Source organism: Micromonospora sp. CCTCC AA 2012012 (assembly GCF_040499845.1).
Classification (GTDB): domain Bacteria; phylum Actinomycetota; class Actinomycetes; order Mycobacteriales; family Micromonosporaceae; genus Micromonospora; species Micromonospora mangrovi.
On record NZ_CP159342.1, the window covers coordinates 3,500,815 to 3,515,986 of the forward strand.

Genomic DNA, 15,172 nt, shown 5'->3' on the forward strand with positions numbered 1-15,172 from the left:
TCCTCCCCGGGTCGTGGCAGGGCGCAGGGCCCTGCCACGACCGTTCGGGTCACTTCAGTCGGAACTCGGCGGTCCGCTGGGTGCCGTCGTCGAAGGTGACGACGAGCCGGCGGCAACTGCCCGCCCACGACCGGTCCGTCTTCCAGACGTAGGTGTACCGGTCGGTGACCGCGTCGTAGGTCAGGGTGGCGCTACCGGCGCTCACCGTCTGCTCGATGTCGTCCAGCGGCGCACCCGAGTCGCAGGCGACCTGCTGGGACGCCGGTGAACCGGCGGCGAAGACGTTCAGGCCCTGGTCACCACCGAGGCTGAACTTCACCGGGATGGCGCTGCCGGCCTTGGCCACGTTGACCGTGGGCGGGTTGTCGACCGGGGAGAAGAACCCGCTGAAGGTGTACCGGCTGACCGGCGGGACCTTCTTCGCCTCCTCCACCGTCAGCGTCTCGTCGGCGGTCACCGTCGGCAGGCTGGGGGTCACCCCGGCCAGTCCGATCGCCCCACCCTTGAGCTTCAGGTTCGCCCAGTCGTTGAAGCCGTTCAGGGTGTTCGTCGCCGAGTCGTTGTTGACGTCGAACGAGACGCCCGTCTCGGTGGCGTTGCCGTTGCAGTTCCAGTCGATGGCGCCACCGGCGTTGTTCACCGCCACGTAGCTGCTCGACGCGGGACACCAGTGCCGGGTGCCGTAGCCGGCCGCGCCGATCCCCGCCGGCTCGCTGAGGCTGCTCTCGTTCAGCGCGCCGAGCGCCGAGCGGGAGTAGTCGAAGGTGCCGGCCGCGCCGCCCTTGATCACCCCACCCAGTTGGAAGCCGTAGCTCATGATGCTCAGGTAGTTGGGCTTGTAGTTGACGTCGTCACCGCCGCCGTGCCGCAGCGCCAGGTTGTGCCCCAGCTCGTGCATCAGCGTGCCGGCCTGCTCGTTGTCGGTGCCCGTGCCGCCGGTGAAGGAGCCCAGGCTGACGATCAGGTCGGAGGCGCCGATCCCCCGGGAGATGCCCGACGAAGTGGTCGAGTCGTAGTTGTGGGCGGCGATCACGTAGTGGAAGATCGGCGTCCGGCCGGTCGGGGTGAAGTTGGCGTCCTTCAGCGTCTGGAACGCGCTCCAGTCGTACCCGCCCGGGCCGGAGGTGCCGAGGTTGGCGGTGTACGCCAACTGGTTGGCCCGGCTCAGGGAGCCCCACGTCGCGTTCGTGGCGTGGTTCATGATGCTCGTCGGGCCCTCGTCGACGTGCAGGTTGATGCCGACCGACCCGGTGGGACTGGTGTACGGCGAGGCGGCGAAGGAGTCCACCACCGTCTTGATCGCGGCGGCGCTGAGCCGCTGGTTGTGGGTGGCGTCCTGCATCCAGTCGACCTGCAGGAAGATGTCGGGCTTGTTGACGTCGGCCCCCATCGCGGGCAGGTCGACGAACTGCGGGGCGGTCGGGCCGGCGCCGTCCGGGTCGATGGTGACCCCGGCGGTCTCCCACTCGTCGAGCAGACCGTCGCCGTCACGGTCGACGCCGCCGCCGGTGGCGCAGGAGCCGGGCGGGATCTCGAAGGCGATCGCCCGACGCGGCTCGTACGCCTCCATCGACCACATCACCGTCCTCGGCGAGAAGGTGACGCTGTCGCACTCCAGGTCCTCGTCGCGGACGCCGCCGGCGCCGGTGGCGAAGTCGAAGGCGGCCGCGTGGCTGCCCCGCTGCACCACCCAGATGTGGTTGCAGCCGTCGGAGCCCTGGAACAGCAGTTGCCCGCCGATGGCCAGGCCACTGTTGTAGCAACCGCTCCCCGTCCACGGGAAGCTCCCGAGGTTCGCCCCGGCGGTGCTGTAGTGGTAGATCGTCGTCGACGTGTCGGGACTGACGTAGAGGCTGTCGTCCTGCGCGTCGTACGCGAGACCGTCGTCGAGTTCGTCGAAGGCGGCCGCGGCGGCGTTGAGGACCACCGCGCCGGTCCCGGTGGCCGGGTCCACCAGCCGCACGTCGCCGCTGGTGCCGGCGCCGCCCCAGCCGGCCCAGATCTTCTTCCGGTTGCCGTCCCAGGCCAGCGCTCCGAGACCACCGGCGACCGTGTACGACGCGAGCACCGCGCCGGTGATCGGATCGGCCTTGTAGAGGTCAGGGCTGCTGGCGTAGCAGCTGTACCAGATGTTCTTGCCGTCGAAGGCAATGCCGACCCCGATCCCGCTGCCGCAGGACTGGGCGAAGCTCGTCTGCTGGACGAGGTCGCCGTTGGCGGCCGAGGCCGGCGAGGCGCTGACGGTCAGCCCCGCCGCCAGCACCACGACGGCGACCACGGCCGCGGAGAAGAGCCGATGGGGTCTTCGGTGCATGGTCATGTCACTCCTCACGCCCCCGTGACCGACGAAGGTGGCATCCGAGCGGACGCCGGGGATCACCCTTCGCGCCAGCCGGGTCACGGAGAATGACTGCGACGGATTCCGGACAGCCGCCCGAGCCGATCGAGGACGGCGGGCCCACCCATCGGTCCGGACCGGCTCGGGCAAGCGGCCGTTGCCCCGGCGGCATCAGCCGGAGTAAGGCCGCTGAACAGGAAAAAGGCTCGTCACCGTTGCGGTGACGAGCCTTGCCTCACTGGTGGGCGATACTGGGTTTGAACCAGTGACCTCTTCCGTGTCAAGGAAGCGCGCTCCCACTGCGCCAATCGCCCGTGGGTCCGTCCGGTGCGGACACCGGCGGTGGTCGACCCCGCGACGGGGGCCGGATCGCGAGCGGACGACGGGATTCGAACCCGCGACCCTCACCTTGGCAAGGTGATGCGCTACCAGCTGCGCTACGTCCGCGTGCCGCCGGTTTTCGTCGGCGACGGGAGAACTGTACCCGATGACAAGATCGGCGCGCCGCCCGGCCCCGGCGGTGACCCCGGCGGGCGTGACCACCTGCGGTGACTGCCGTCACGAAGAGGTGATTGTGCAGGTCACCGACGGGGTACTGACTCCTGCGACAGCACACCACATCCCCCCTGAAGGAGGCTGTCATGGGAATCGGCACCAGCATCTTCCTGATCGCGGTCGGCGCGATCCTCACCTTCGCGCTCAACGCCAGCGTCGGCGGGGTCGACCTCGACGTCGTGGGCTGGATCCTGATGGCGGCCGGCGTGCTCGGCCTCATCATGACCACCCTGGTCTGGGGTCGCCGCCGCCAGGTCGTCACCACGGCCGAGCCGGTCGAGTACCGGCGGGTCGAGGAGCGTCGGGACATCGCCCCGCCGCTCTGATCCACCGTCCGGGGCCGATGGAGCTGATCGGTCGCGGAGATCATCCGTACGCCGGAGGGCGTCGGCCAGCGTGGGCCGACGCCCTCCGCGCGGGCGGGGGACGAGCAGCAGAACGGCCCGTCACCGGTTCGGTGACGGGCCGTTCTGGTTGTTCCGCTGGTGGGCGATACTGGGTTTGAACCAGTGACCTCTTCCGTGTCAAGGAAGCGCGCTCCCACTGCGCCAATCGCCCTCGTCAATGCGAGGTGGAGACGGGATTTGAACCCGTGTACACGGCTTTGCAGGCCGTTGCCTCGCCTCTCGGCCACTCCACCGAGGTTGCCCCCGAACTGCGTGGCGGCATCTCCGAGCGGACGACGGGATTCGAACCCGCGACCCTCACCTTGGCAAGGTGATGCGCTACCAGCTGCGCTACGTCCGCACGTCTCCGGTGTTTCCCGGTGACGGATGAGAACTTTAGCCGAGCCCGGGAACGGTTGCCAACTCGGGGGTCCCCGGGCGCGTCGCCGGGGGTGCCGACGGCCACCTCCCGCAGAGCGTCCTAGGAGACTGGTGGGGTCGTTCCGGCACCGGACACGCGGAGATTGGTGTCCGGCTTCCGACTTGTCTGATCGCCGACGGGCCGCCTCGGTAACTATCTGTGGTCACGTCGATGGGTTACGGTAGCGGCGTGACGAGACGCGCCGCCGAGATCCGCCTGGATGCCCTGCTGCGCACCGCCTGTGACGTGATCGCGGAACGGGGCCTGGCCAACACCCGGACCGCCGACGTGGCGGAGGCCGCCGGGGTCAGCCAGGCGCTGGTCTTCTACCACTTCGCCACCAAGGACCGACTGCTCGCGCAGGCCTTCGCGTACGCCGTGGAGCAGGATCTGGCCCGGCTCGACGCGGTGCTGCGCTCCCCCGCCCCACCCCTGACCAAGCTGCGCCGGATGCTCCGGCTCTACTCCCCGCCCGGCCGCTCCACCTCCTGGTCCATGTGGATCGACGGCTGGTCCGAGTCGCTGCGTACCCCGGAGTTGGAGAAGGTCTCCCGCCGCCTCGACCTGCGCTGGCGGCAGGACCTGGCCACGGTGATCTCCGCCGGGGTGGCCGACGGCACCTTCGACTGCGCCGACCCCGCCGGGGCGGCGTGGCGGATCAACGCCGTGATGGACGGGCTCGCCGTCCAGCTCGCGGTGCACGAGCGGGTCCTCACCCGGCGGCAGATCGGCGAGTGGGTCCGCCTGGTCGCCGCCCGTGAGCTGGGGTTGGAGCCGGCGCAGCTGGACTGACCCGGGCGCCGGCCGGACACGTGCGCGGGGGGTGCCACGGCCGGCCGGCGCGGTTCCGGGACGGTCAGCCGGCGTACGGGCGCGGGGTGGCGGCGGCGCGACCGCGCTGGCGTTCCCGCAGCCGGTCCCACGCCGGCGGATGGACATTGGCCCGGCCGAGGTCGCCGCCGTAGTGAGCGAGCACCCGGTGGTCCATCACCCGCCGCCAGAGCGGCGGCACCAGCGCGGCGACCACCATGGTGGCGTAACCGGCGGGCAGCCGCGGCGACGAGTCGAAGCTGCGCAGCGTCTGGTAGCGGCGCAGCGGATTGGCGTGGTGGTCGCTGTGCCGCTGGAGCTGGAAGAGGAAGACGTTGGTGACCGTCCGGTCGCTGTTCCAGCTGTGCCGCGGGTCCACCTTCTCGTAACGGCCGGCGGGGGTGCGCTGCCGGGCCAGCCCGTAGTGCTCCAGATAGTTGACCACCTCGAGCAGGGAGAAGCCGACGACCGCCTGGAGCACCAGGAAGAGCAGCACCCCGGGGCCGAAGGCGAGCAGCAGTACGGCGAAGAGCAGCACGGTCATCGCCCAGGCGTTGAGGACGTCGTTGCGCCACGTCCACGGGCTGCGGTCGCGCAGCCGGAACCGGCTGGTCTCCAACCGCCAGGCCGAGCGCAGCCCGCCCACGACCGTACGCGGCCAGAACGCCCAGAAGCTCTCCCCCAGCCGGGAGCTGGCCGGGTCCTCCGGGGTGGCGACGCGGGTGTGGTGTCCCCGGTTGTGCTCGACGTGGAAGTGCCCGTACCCGGTGGGGGCGAGGGCCACCTTGGAGAGCCAGCGCTCCGCCGTCTCGCGCTTGTGGCCCAGCTCGTGGGCGGTGTTGATGGCGATGCCGTTGACCACCCCGACGGTGGCGACCAGGCCCGCCGCACCGAGCCAGGAGAGTCGGCCACCGGCCCAGACGGCGCAGCAGAGCACCAGCGCGGCGTACTGGGCGGGGAGATAGAGGTAGGTCAGCCAGCGGTAGTAGCCGTCGGCCGCGAGGCGGGGCACCGCCTCCTCCGGCGGGTTGCGCCGGTCGTCGCCGATCAGCAGGTCGATCGCCGGGATCGCGCCGAAGACCACCAGGGGGGTGAGCCACCAGGCCCAGGTGCCGCCGGTGGCGTGCCAGCCCCACCAGGCGAGGAAGGGCAGCACCGGGACGAGCAGCGCGAGCGGCCAGAGCGGTTTGCGGGGGTCGCGCCAGGTGCGGGACGGGACGGTCGGTGCGGTGCCGCTGGTCATCGTCAGCCTCCGATGCGGTCGGGACACCTCAGACTGTGGCAGTCGTCACGCCGTTTTACAAGGCATGAGTTTTTGTAAAGCGCCGGAGACGGCGAAGAGGCCGGGAGGAGCACCCCTCCCGGCCTCGACGAACCCCGGTCAGCGGCGCGCCGGCCGCCACCGCCCCGACCCGGCACCGCGCTCGAACGGCCGCCCCGACGCCTCGTCCACGCCGTCGACCGGGCGCATCAGGTGCCGCAGACGCAGCAGCAGACCCGCGCCGAGAAAGAGCAGCAACCCGCCGAGCAGGAATGCCGCCTGCACCACGCCGAAACCGCCGGACTGCGCCGCCGGTCGGCTGGCCGCTCCGGGCGGCGGCACCTCGGCCACCGCCTGGTCACTCGGACCCCCGTCGGTGGGATCGGTGACCGCCGGCTCCCCGGTCGGCTCGGCCGACGGCGCGACGCTGCTCTCCGACGGCGTCGGCTCGGCCGGCGTCGCCGCGCCGTCCGGCCCGACCACCTCCCGGGTCGCCGTCTGCCGGGCGAGCAGCCGCAGATCCCGGTCGTACGCCTCGGCGGCGAAGCTCACCTGCCCCCGCGTGACGTCCTCCGCGAAGGCCACCCGGTAGCGGGCCGTCACCGTCCGGCCCGGGCAGAGAGTGCCCGGGTCGAGCTGCCGGTCGGTCAACCGGGCCACGTCCCCCTCGGCCCGGATGTCCAGCGGGAACTCCCCGGAGTCCTCGACCCGGTCCATCTTCACCTGGTCCAGCCGCAACCCGCTCACCCGGAGCACCAGCGACCAGCGCACCTTGACGCAGTCCCCACCGTCCTGCCGGGACACCACCGCGGAGAGCGTCTCCACCCGGTCGCCCGCGGTGAACTCGTCCGGCAGGCCGCTCAGCTGCGTGGAGAAGGCCGCCGCCGCCCGCGCCGGCCCGGCGACGCCCAGACCCGCCCCGGACAGACAGGTCAGCACCACCCCGATCCGCAGCGCGTACCGCCACACCCGCACCACCCGCCTCGCCCTCCCGTCGGTCGCGTCCACCTGGCAACGCTATGGGCGCACCCGGCAAGCCGGTAGACGGGCGTGTTCGCACGGATCGCCAAGCGCGGGGGGCGAAATCACCGGCAGTGGTGAACCGGTCACGGCCGCCCCGCGACACGCCCGGGACCCGGCCCCCGGCAGAATCAGCGGGGTGTCCGACCTTTCCGCGGCCTTCGTCCGGCTGCACGCCCGGCTCGCGCCGGTCCCGTTCGTCCCCGAGGTGTCGCTGCACCAGGCGGACGAGCCGATCGGCCTGTGGGAGCTGACCGAGGGCGAGTTCCGCAGCTCCCAGCCCCCGCCGTTCTGGGCCTTCGCCTGGGCGGGCGGCCAGGGGCTCGCCCGCTACGTCACCGACCACCCCGAGCTGGTCGCCGGCCGCCGGGTGCTCGACCTGGCCGCCGGCTCCGGCCTGGTCGCCATCGCCGCCGCGCGAGCCGGCGCCGCCACCGTCCGCGCCGTCGAGATCGACGAGCGGGCCGTCGCGGCCGTCGCGCTCAACGCCGAGGCCAACGGGGTACGCGTCGACGCCGAACTCGGCGACATCCTGGACTCCGACGCCGACGGCGCCGAGGTGGTGCTCGCCGGGGACGTCTTCTACAGCGAGGCGATGGCGAAGCGGATGCTGCGCTTCCTGCTCCGGGCCGCCCGCTCCGGCGCCCGGGTCCTCGTCGGCGACCCCGGCCGGGCCTTCCTGCCCCGCGACCGCTTCCACGAGCTGGCCGCCTACGAGGTCCCGGTCTCGGAGGCGCTGGAGAGCGTACGGGTGAAGCGCACAAACGTGTGGGAGCTGGACCCGAGGCCACCGGGAGCCACCCGCTAGCGTGTCGCCGTGCTGTTCCGGAGCCGGGGGGAGCGGCTCAGCCGCTCTCCTCGGCCCAGGCCCGCCAGTCGTCGAGCACCCCGTAGAGCGCCGGGGTGAGCCAGCCCGGGGCGGACCGGCGGAACACCCCCGGGTCCATCGCGCCCGCGCCCATCGGCACCGCGCCGAGCAGGTTCGGCAGCAGGTCGGTCAGGTTGGACCAGTGCACCAGCTCCGGCTCCGTCGGCCACGCGCCGACCACGACACCGGCCGGCACGGCCCGCCGCTCCAGCGCCTCCAGGGTGAGCGCGGTGTGGTTGAGCGTGCCGAGGCCGGCGCGGGCCACCACCACGGCCGGCGCACCCAGCGACACCGCCAGGTCGGCCACCGTCCAGGGCTCCCCCGACGGGCGCAACCCCATCGGTACGAGCAGCCCGCCGGCCCCCTCGACCAGCACCAGGTCGTGCTTGTCGACCTCCGCGCGGATCGCGTCGACGGCGGTGTACAGCTCCAGCGGCTCCAGCTCGGCGACCCGGGCCGCGGCGAGCGGGGCCAGCGGGTCCGGATAGCTGGCCAGGGTCCGGCCGGTCGACGGGGCGGCCAGCCGGGTCACCGAGTCGACGTCGCCCGGGTCACCGGTGGCCGTACCCGTCTGACCGGGTTTGATCACGGCCACCCGCATGCCGGCGGCCTGCGCGGCCGCCGCGATCGCCGCGGTCACCACGGTCTTGCCCACCTCGGTGTCCGTCCCCGTCACCAGCACCGGTCCGGTCCACGCACCATCGCTCATGGGGCAGTCTCCACGATGACGTCCAGCGCCCGTTCGAAGTCGGCGCGGGGCACGCCGGCGCTGATGGTGAGGCGCAGGCGGGAGCGGGTGTCCGGGGTGGACGGCGGGCGGAAGCAGCCCACCGCGATCCCGCGGTCCCGGCAGTCGGCCGCCCAGGCGGTCGCCGCCTCCGGACCCGGCGCGGTCACCGAGACCACCGCCGCGTCGGGGGCGGAGACGGTCAACCCGGCCGCGCCGAGCCGGCGCACCGCGCGGGCCGCCCGGTCGGCCAGTTCGGCCCGGAGCGGGTCACCGGCGCGGGCCAGCCGCAGCGCCGTGGCGACCCCGGCGGCCACGGCCGGCGGCAGCGCGGTGTCGAAGATGAACGTCCGCCCGGTCTCCACCAGGTGGCGCACGAACTCGGCCGGGCCGGCCACCACGCCGCCCGCCCCACCGAGCGCCTTGGAGAGGGTCGCCGTCACCACCACGTCGGGCTGCCCCGCCAGGCCCGCGGCGGCCACCCCGCCGGCGCCGGCCGGCCCGGTCACGCCCAGCGCGTGCGCGTCGTCCACCAGAAGCAGCGCGCCGTGCCGGCGGGCGACGGCGTGCAGCCGGGCCAGCGGGGCGAGGTCACCATCGACGGAGAAGACCGACTCGGTCACCACCACCGCCGGCCGGCCGGGCGCGGCGGCCAGCGCCGCGGCCACCGCGTCGACGTCGGCGTGCGGGGTCACCACGGTCTCGGCGCCGGAGATCCGGCAGCCGTCGATCAGCGAGGCGTGGTTGTGGGCGTCGGAGACGAGCAGCGTACGCGGCTGCACCAGGCCCCGGACGGCGGCGAGGTTGGCCAGGTAGCCGGAGGAGAAGACCAGCGCCCGGTCGGTGCCGAGCCAGTCGGCGAGCGACTCCTCCAGCGCGTGGTGCAGCTGCGTGGAGCCGCGCACCAGCCGCGACCCGGTGGCCCCCAGCCCGTACGCGGAGAGCGCCCGCGCGGCGGCGGCGGTGACCTCCGGGTGGGTGGCCAACCCCAGGTAGTCGTTGCCGGCCAGGTCGACGACGGCGTCGTCGGCGGCGCGGGGGCGCAGCCGACGGGTCAGTCCCGCCTTGGCGCGCTGCTCGGCGCGGCGTTCGAGTGCCGCCAGCCAGTCCGCCACCGTCACTCCTCTCTGCCGTCGAGGCCCGTTCCCGGGCGCGTCCGCCGGGCGAAATTACCACCCGCCCCACCCCCACCGGCGTGGCGCGGGCCGCCCCGCCGATGGTCGGGGTGCGGCCGGTCCGGCGGGCGGCCTCGCTCGTTTCCCGCCGTCGGACCGGCCTTGTAGGGTACGAGCCATGCCAGAGATCCTCGACCAGGCCCGTACCCAGGTGCTGGAGAACGGCGTCGGCCTCGACGAGGCCGGTGTCCTCGCCGTGCTCAACCTGCCCGACGAAGACGTCCCCGCCGCCCTGCAGCTCGCCCACGAGGTGCGGATGCGCTGGTGCGGGCCGGAGGTCGAGGTCGAGGGCATCGTCTCGCTGAAGACCGGCGGCTGCCCCGAGGACTGCCACTTCTGCTCGCAGTCCGGCCTGTTCACCTCGCCGGTCCGCTCCGTCTGGCTGGACATCCCGTCGCTGGTCGAGGCGGCGAAGCAGACCGCGGCGACCGGGGCGACGGAGTTCTGCATCGTGGCCGCCGTGCGCGGCCCGGACGCCCGGCTGATGAAGCAGATGCGTGAGGGCGTCGCCGCCATCAAGGCGGAGGTCGACATCCAGGTCGCCGCCTCGCTGGGCATGCTCAGCCAGGAGCAGGTCGACGAGCTGGTCGAGATGGGCGTGCACCGCTACAACCACAACCTGGAGACCTGCCGCTCCTACTTCCCCAACGTGGTCACCACGCACTCCTGGGAGGAGCGCTGGGAGACGCTGACGATGGTCCGCGACTCCGGCATGGAGGTCTGCTGCGGCGGCATCCTCGGTCTCGGCGAGACGGTGGAGCAGCGGGCGGAGTTCGCCGCGCAGCTCGCCGCGCTGGACCCGCACGAGGTGCCGCTGAACTTCCTCAACCCCCGCCCGGGCACCCCGCTCGGTGACCGTCCGGTGGTCGAGGGGAAGGACGCGCTGCGGGCCATCGCCGCGTTCCGGCTGGCCATGCCGCGCACCATCCTCCGGTACGCGGGCGGCCGCGAGATCACCCTCGGTGACCTCGGCACCCGGGACGGGCTGCTGGGTGGCATCAACGCGGTGATCGTCGGCAACTACCTGACCACCCTGGGCCGACCGGCGACCGCCGACCTGGAGCTGCTGGACGACCTGAAGATGCCGGTCAAGGCGCTCTCCGCGACGCTGTGAGGCGGTGATGACGAGGTGACCGAGCTTGCCGGGTCCGCGCTGGCGCGGCGCTGGTGCGACCGATGCGGTGCGGACGCCGCGGTCGGCGGGCACGAGGCGTGCGCGGCGGCGCGGGCGTTGGAGCCGCCGCGCTTCTGCACGCACTGCCGCCGTCGGATGAAGGTGCAGGTGCTGCCGGTCGGCTGGTCGGCGGTCTGCGTCGAGCACGGCGAGCTGCGGGGCTGACGCGTGCTGCGGGGACGGGTGGTGACGTTGCGGCCGGTGACGGAGGCGGACGTGCCCGCGCTCGCGGCGATCCGCGCCACCCCGGAGGTGCGCCGCTGGTGGCGCGGCGACGACGACCTGGCCGGGGCGGTCCGCGCCGACCTGGCCGACGACGAGCTGGCCGTCTACGCCATCGAGCACGACGGCCGGGTGGTCGGCGCGATCCAGTGGTACGCGGAGACCGACCCCGACTACCGCCACGCCAGCCTCGACGTCTTCCTCGACCCGGCGGTACGCGGCACCGGGCTCGGCGGGGACGCCGTGCGCACCCTGGTCCGACACCTGGTCGACGAGCACGGCCACCACCGGTTCACGGTCGACCCGGCGGCGGCGAACACCGCGGCGATCCGGGCGTACGCGAAGGCGGGTTTCCGCCCGGTGGGCATTCTGCGGCGCTACGAGCGCGGTGCCGACGGGCGCTGGCACGACGGCCTGCTGATGGACCTGCTCGCCGACGACCTGCCGCGCTGAGCGGGGCCGGGGCGCGGGGTCAGCCGTCCCAGATCAGGTGGCCGTCGGGGAGCCGGCGGGCGCCCTCGGCGGGGCGGTGCGGGCTGAGCCGACCGTCGGGCATCAGGTGCTCGACCGGCACGCCCCGGCCGAGCAGCGTGACGTCGGCGATCAGTCGCCGGTGGCAGCGCCACCACACGCTCTCGCTGCACAGCACCGCCGTGGTCCGCTCGGCGGCGTCGGCGAGCACCGCGTCCAGCGCCGCGTCGAACTCCGGCGTGCGGGTCCAGGCCGCGTACGCCCGGAAGGCCGGGACGGTCCACCAGGTGTCCGGCTCGGGTTCGCCGGCCCGCAGGTGCCGGCGACCGCCGAGGGTCGGCTCCCACCGGTAGTCGACGCCCACCTCGGGCAGCCACTGTGCGAGCGCCTCCCGCCGCACGTCCGGGTTGGTCCGGCTGGCCGGATACCGCCGCACGTCCACCACCAGCGCCACCCCCGCGCCGCCCAGCAGCTCCCCCAGCCGCTCCCGGTCGGCCGTCCCGTGCCCCACCGTCACCATCGCCCGCTCCACCACCGCAGAGTGCCCCGAATCGTGGGCACCTACCGCTGAGCAGGAAACACCATCTGTCCGACCTCACGACGGCCGGCGGCCCGGTGCCGGATCAGCGATATGCCTCAGCGTCATGTTCATGCCGCTGAGGCATATCGCTCGTTGTCCATCACCTGCCGGCGACCGGGTCACCGGCGGGCTGCGTCAGGAGACGGTGCAGGGGGTGCCGTTGAGGGTGAAGGCGGTGGGTCGGGGGTTGGTGCCGGTGTGGGTGCCGTTGAAGCCGAAGCTCGTCGACGCGCCCGGGGCGAGGGTGCCGTTGTAGGAGACGTTCGACGCGGTCACCGCGGTGCCGGTCTGGGTGAAGTTGGCCGACCAGCCCTGGCCGACCTTCTGCCCGGTGCTCGGGAAGCTGAACGCGAGCGTCCAACCGGTCATCCCGACCGTGCCGGTGTTGGTGACGGTGATGTTGGCGGTGAAGCCGGTGTTCCAGTCGCTGGTGACGTACCCGACCTTGCAGCCGCCGGCGGCCGGTGGGTCCGCGGTGGTGACGGTGACCGGCGCGGAGGCCGCGGAGGCGTTGCCGGCCGCGTCCACCGCGACCACGGTGAAGGTGTACGCCGTGGCGGCGGTAAGGCCGGTGACCGCGAGGCTGGTCCCCGTGGTGGACCCGACGAGGACGCTCCCGGAGCGGTACACCCGGTAGCCGGTGACGCCGACGTTGTCGGTGGCCGGACCCCAGGCGAGGGTGAGCCCGGTCGGGCCGACCGCCGAGGCGGTGGGCGTGCCGGGCGCGGTGGGCGGGGTGGTGTCCGGGGCGGGCGCGGCCGGGGTGGTGACGCTGACGGTCGGCGAGGCCGTCGACCGGTTGCCGGCGCCGTCGCGGGCGACCACGCTGAACTGGTACGTCCGCTCCGGCAGCAGCCCGGTGACGGCGAGGGTGTTCGTCGTGGACCTCAGCAGCACCAGGGCGTCGCTGCCGACCTGCGCCTGGGTGATGTCGTAGCCGGCGAGTCCGCTGCCGCCGGTGTCGGTGGCGGCGGGCCAGGTCAGGGTGAGCCCGGTCGAGGTGACCGCCGAGGCGACCGGGGTGCCGGGCGCGGTCGGCGCGGTGGTGTCGGGGGTGGCCGGTCCCGGCTCGTCACCCCAGACCTTCACCCCGTTGGAATAGAGCGGCACCTTCCGGTTCGGCCCGGCGGCGGCCTGGTACGACGGGTCGTTCGTCGGGTCCCAGGTGCCGCCCTCCGGTACGCCGATCTTGAACTGGACCTCCATCCGGTGCTGCGACTGACCGGCCGGGGCGATGGTGTACCCGGTGCAGTCGACCTCGACGTACCAGATGTCGGCGCTGTACTGCTTGGCGGCCGACGGCGACGGGCAGCCCTGGGTGTAGCCGGGGGTGACGGTGACCGGGCCGGTGCCGTCGGGGCGGAAGTAGTAGCGGAACTTCGCGGTGGTCAGCGCGCGGGCCGGGAAGGCCGACTTGTTGTAGATGATCGCCTTCAGTCCGGTGGCCCGGGTCTCGGCCTGCATCACCGTGGTCTCCACGGTCAGCTCGTCCATGTCCGGCTGCTCGGCGACCGGGAAGCCGGCGAGCGGGGTGCCGCCGTACTCCTTCGACAGCCGGGCCAGGGCGGAGGTGAAGCCGGCGTTGTAGTCGGTGGCGACCTCGTTCATCACGTAGTCGGACCGGCTGTCGGTGTAGGCGTCGTTGGCCGAGGAGGGACCGCCGACCAGCGCGCCGTAGAGCACGTGCCGGGTCTCGGTGGGCACGGTCTGGCTGTCCCACCAGGAGCCGTGCGCGGTGCGGTGGTGCGGGTTGCGCGGCGAGTTGGTGCCGAAGCCGATCAGGTAGCTGGAGTTGCGCGGGTTGTCGCCGAGCGCGTAGTTGATCTGCCGGACGGCGAAGTCGTGGTAGCGCGTCTTGCGGGTCGCGTCGGAGGTCTGGTCGCTGTAGACCAGCGCGGCGAAGGCGGTGTTGGCGGCGTACCGCAGCGAGCCCCAGGAGTCGAGGACGGCCTCCCCGCCGGGCGAGTAGTTCACCCGGGAGCCGTTCACGCCGACGGTCCACCAGTCGAGCCAGCGGTTCGCGTCGTCGACGTACTTCTGCTTGCCGGTCAGGGCGGCCAGCAGCACGTACGCCCCGAACTGCTTGTTGTCCCAGGCGAGGGTCCACTTGTAGGACTTCGTGGTGGTCTGGTTCTCGGTGCCGAGCTTGTCGTACTCGCTCTCGGCCTTGGCGAGGTAGGTGGCGTCGCCGGTGGCCCGGTAGAGCCAGATCGCGCCCCAGACCAGCTCGTCCTGATAGCCGCTCCAGGACTTGTAGAACGACGCCGCGTCGGTGATGCAGTCGCTGTAGGACTTCCGCACCGTGTCGGCGAAGGTGTAGAGCTGCCGGGCGTGCCCGAGCAGCTTGTCCGCGTAGGCGGCGTCGGTGGGGCGGAACACCATCGACGAGGCGGCCATCGCGGCCGCCGTCTCCCCCGCCAGGTCCGCACCGCCGCAGCTCGCATCGATCTTGTACGCGGGCCGCGCCATCGGCAGCACCTCGGCCGGACCCCACCACTTGTGGTCGTCGTCGCCCTTGCCGACCTGTCCGTAGAGGACGTTCGGCGCGGGGTGTGCCTTGACGAAGTAGTCGTTGACCCAACGCAGGTTGTTCAGCAGGTGCGGGAGCTGGCCGGAGGAGACGTAGCCGTCCCGGTACTCGACCGCGCCCCAGGCCAGCATGGTGGTGCTGAACGCCATCGGGAAGCCGAACTTGACGTGGTCGCCGGCGTCGTACCAGCCGCCGGTGAGGTCGAGACCGACGTCCGCGCCGTCGGTCAGCGCGGAGTCGCCGCGCCAGGAGACCCGGTTCCAGGCCGGCTTCTTCCCGGACTGCTGCGCCTCGTAGAAGAAGAGCGACTTCTGGAGGGCCTCCGAGTAGTTGAACGCGGGGGCGGCGCTCGCCGGAGCGGGCGTGGGTGCGGCGACGGCCAGGGTGAGGCCGGTGGTGAGGGCGGCGCCGGCGGCGAGGAGGCGGCGCAGCCAGGGTCGGCTCCGCACCGGCGGTCGGATCGGGTGGTGCATGGCGAACTCCTGTCGGTGGCGTCGCGCGGCAGCACCGACCGGACGGGGCGACGTCGGGTGGTCGGTGCTGCCGGCGGCGGTGGTGGTGGGGTGGACCGTGGCAGCCTCGGGAGCGCTCCCATGGATAGGCGACAATGTAATGCCGCCGTCACCGGTTTGTG

14 protein-coding genes and 5 tRNA genes are annotated in these 15,172 nt (G+C 72.8%); 7 read left to right on the top strand and 12 right to left on the bottom strand.

Annotated elements, in window-relative coordinates; all coding sequences use genetic code 11:
- Nucleotides 1-49 precede the first annotated feature (49 nt).
- The 3 genes from ABUL08_RS15190 to ABUL08_RS15200 all read right to left on the bottom strand — a co-directional run bounded on the left by ABUL08_RS15190 (nucleotide 50) and on the right by ABUL08_RS15200 (nucleotide 2,785).
- A complete protein-coding gene (locus ABUL08_RS15190; RefSeq protein WP_350930568.1) occupies nucleotides 50-2,314 on the bottom strand; it encodes a PxKF domain-containing protein in 2,265 nt (754 codons plus the stop codon).
- A gap of 263 nt (nucleotides 2,315-2,577) precedes the next feature.
- Nucleotides 2,578-2,652 (bottom strand) — tRNA-Val (locus tag ABUL08_RS15195).
- Between the two features lie 60 nt (nucleotides 2,653-2,712).
- Nucleotides 2,713-2,785, bottom strand: a tRNA-Gly gene (locus tag ABUL08_RS15200).
- On the opposite strand from ABUL08_RS15200, the gene ABUL08_RS15205 reads away from it, so the two are divergent.
- Nucleotides 2,756-2,890, top strand: coding sequence for a hypothetical protein (locus ABUL08_RS15205; RefSeq protein ID WP_350930569.1), 135 nt, complete (start codon nucleotides 2,756-2,758; stop codon nucleotides 2,888-2,890). The two genes, ABUL08_RS15200 and ABUL08_RS15205, sit on opposite strands and share 30 nt — an antisense overlap.
- Before the next feature lie 89 nt (nucleotides 2,891-2,979).
- Complete coding sequence (locus ABUL08_RS15210) at nucleotides 2,980-3,219, top strand: DUF6458 family protein (RefSeq protein ID WP_350930570.1); 240 nt, start codon at nucleotides 2,980-2,982, stop codon at nucleotides 3,217-3,219.
- 157 nt (nucleotides 3,220-3,376) lie between these two features.
- Here the strand turns inward: ABUL08_RS15210 and ABUL08_RS15215 are convergent.
- The 3 genes from ABUL08_RS15215 to ABUL08_RS15225 form a co-directional block, all read right to left on the bottom strand.
- Nucleotides 3,377-3,451, bottom strand: a tRNA-Val gene (locus ABUL08_RS15215).
- Between the two features lie 11 nt (nucleotides 3,452-3,462).
- Nucleotides 3,463-3,533: transfer RNA gene (locus tag ABUL08_RS15220), tRNA-Cys, on the bottom strand.
- A 34-nt stretch (nucleotides 3,534-3,567) separates the two neighbouring features.
- Nucleotides 3,568-3,640: transfer RNA gene (locus ABUL08_RS15225), tRNA-Gly, on the bottom strand.
- Nucleotides 3,641-3,889: 249 nt separating this feature from the next.
- On the opposite strand from ABUL08_RS15225, the gene ABUL08_RS15230 reads away from it, so the two are divergent.
- A complete protein-coding gene (locus ABUL08_RS15230) occupies nucleotides 3,890-4,492 on the top strand; it encodes a TetR/AcrR family transcriptional regulator (protein WP_350930571.1) in 603 nt (200 codons plus the stop codon).
- Nucleotides 4,493-4,556: 64 nt separating this feature from the next.
- On the opposite strand, the gene ABUL08_RS15235 is transcribed toward ABUL08_RS15230, so the two are convergent.
- Both ABUL08_RS15235 and ABUL08_RS15240 read right to left on the bottom strand, forming a co-directional pair.
- Nucleotides 4,557-5,753, bottom strand: coding sequence for an alkane 1-monooxygenase (locus ABUL08_RS15235; protein ID WP_350930572.1), 1,197 nt, complete (start codon nucleotides 5,751-5,753; stop codon nucleotides 4,557-4,559).
- A 138-nt stretch (nucleotides 5,754-5,891) separates the two neighbouring features.
- On the bottom strand, nucleotides 5,892-6,779 hold the full coding sequence (locus ABUL08_RS15240) for a hypothetical protein (protein WP_350930573.1): 888 nt from the start codon (nucleotides 6,777-6,779) through the stop codon (nucleotides 5,892-5,894).
- A 151-nt stretch (nucleotides 6,780-6,930) separates the two neighbouring features.
- Here ABUL08_RS15240 and ABUL08_RS15245 point away from each other — a divergent pair, with 151 nt between their 5' ends.
- Nucleotides 6,931-7,599, top strand: a complete 669-nt coding sequence (locus ABUL08_RS15245; RefSeq protein ID WP_350930574.1) for a class I SAM-dependent methyltransferase — start codon at nucleotides 6,931-6,933, stop codon at nucleotides 7,597-7,599.
- A gap of 37 nt (nucleotides 7,600-7,636) precedes the next feature.
- Here the strand turns inward: ABUL08_RS15245 and bioD are convergent, their stop codons facing one another.
- Complete coding sequence (gene bioD, locus ABUL08_RS15250) at nucleotides 7,637-8,368, bottom strand: dethiobiotin synthase (RefSeq protein ID WP_350930575.1); 732 nt, start codon at nucleotides 8,366-8,368, stop codon at nucleotides 7,637-7,639.
- Entirely contained in the window at nucleotides 8,365-9,501 is a 1,137-nt protein-coding gene (locus tag ABUL08_RS15255; protein ID WP_350930576.1) for an 8-amino-7-oxononanoate synthase, read from the bottom strand. Before ABUL08_RS15255 ends, bioD begins: the two co-directional genes overlap by 4 nt.
- Before the next feature lie 178 nt (nucleotides 9,502-9,679).
- On the opposite strand from ABUL08_RS15255, the gene bioB reads away from it, so the two are divergent.
- The 3 genes from bioB to ABUL08_RS15270 are packed head-to-tail and all read left to right on the top strand — an operon-like array spanning nucleotide 9,680 to nucleotide 11,410.
- Nucleotides 9,680-10,675 carry a biotin synthase BioB gene (gene bioB, locus ABUL08_RS15260; protein ID WP_350930577.1) on the top strand — a complete coding sequence of 332 codons (996 nt, stop codon included), beginning with the start codon at nucleotides 9,680-9,682 and terminating at the stop codon, nucleotides 10,673-10,675.
- 15 nt (nucleotides 10,676-10,690) lie between these two features.
- The gene (gene bsaP / locus ABUL08_RS15265; protein ID WP_350930578.1) at nucleotides 10,691-10,900 is read left to right on the top strand and encodes a biotin synthase auxiliary protein BsaP; all 210 of its coding nucleotides are present in this window, start codon (nucleotides 10,691-10,693) and stop codon (nucleotides 10,898-10,900) included.
- 3 nt (nucleotides 10,901-10,903) lie between these two features.
- Complete coding sequence (locus tag ABUL08_RS15270) at nucleotides 10,904-11,410, top strand: GNAT family N-acetyltransferase (protein ID WP_350930579.1); 507 nt, start codon at nucleotides 10,904-10,906, stop codon at nucleotides 11,408-11,410.
- 19 nt (nucleotides 11,411-11,429) lie between these two features.
- On the opposite strand, the gene ABUL08_RS15275 is transcribed toward ABUL08_RS15270, so the two are convergent.
- Nucleotides 11,430-11,960: a DUF488 domain-containing protein gene (locus tag ABUL08_RS15275; protein ID WP_350930580.1), complete on the bottom strand. Its 531-nt coding sequence runs from the start codon at nucleotides 11,958-11,960 to the stop codon at nucleotides 11,430-11,432.
- A 183-nt stretch (nucleotides 11,961-12,143) separates the two neighbouring features.
- Nucleotides 12,144-15,011, bottom strand: a complete 2,868-nt coding sequence (locus ABUL08_RS15280) for a glycoside hydrolase family 9 protein (RefSeq protein WP_350930581.1) — start codon at nucleotides 15,009-15,011, stop codon at nucleotides 12,144-12,146.
- Between the last annotated feature and the right edge of the window lie 161 nt (nucleotides 15,012-15,172).

Coding starts and splice junctions, on each gene's coding strand:
- ABUL08_RS15190 (WP_350930568.1), bottom strand. CDS start 2,314: ATGCACCGAAGACCCCATCGGCTCTTCTCCGCGGCCGTGGTCGCCGTC.
- ABUL08_RS15210 (WP_350930570.1), top strand. CDS start 2,980: ATGGGAATCGGCACCAGCATCTTCCTGATCGCGGTCGGCGCGATCCTC.
- ABUL08_RS15235 (WP_350930572.1), bottom strand. CDS start 5,753: ATGACCAGCGGCACCGCACCGACCGTCCCGTCCCGCACCTGGCGCGAC.
- bioD (WP_350930575.1), bottom strand. CDS start 8,368: ATGAGCGATGGTGCGTGGACCGGACCGGTGCTGGTGACGGGGACGGAC.
- bioB (WP_350930577.1), top strand. CDS start 9,680: ATGCCAGAGATCCTCGACCAGGCCCGTACCCAGGTGCTGGAGAACGGC.
- ABUL08_RS15280 (WP_350930581.1), bottom strand. CDS start 15,011: ATGCACCACCCGATCCGACCGCCGGTGCGGAGCCGACCCTGGCTGCGC.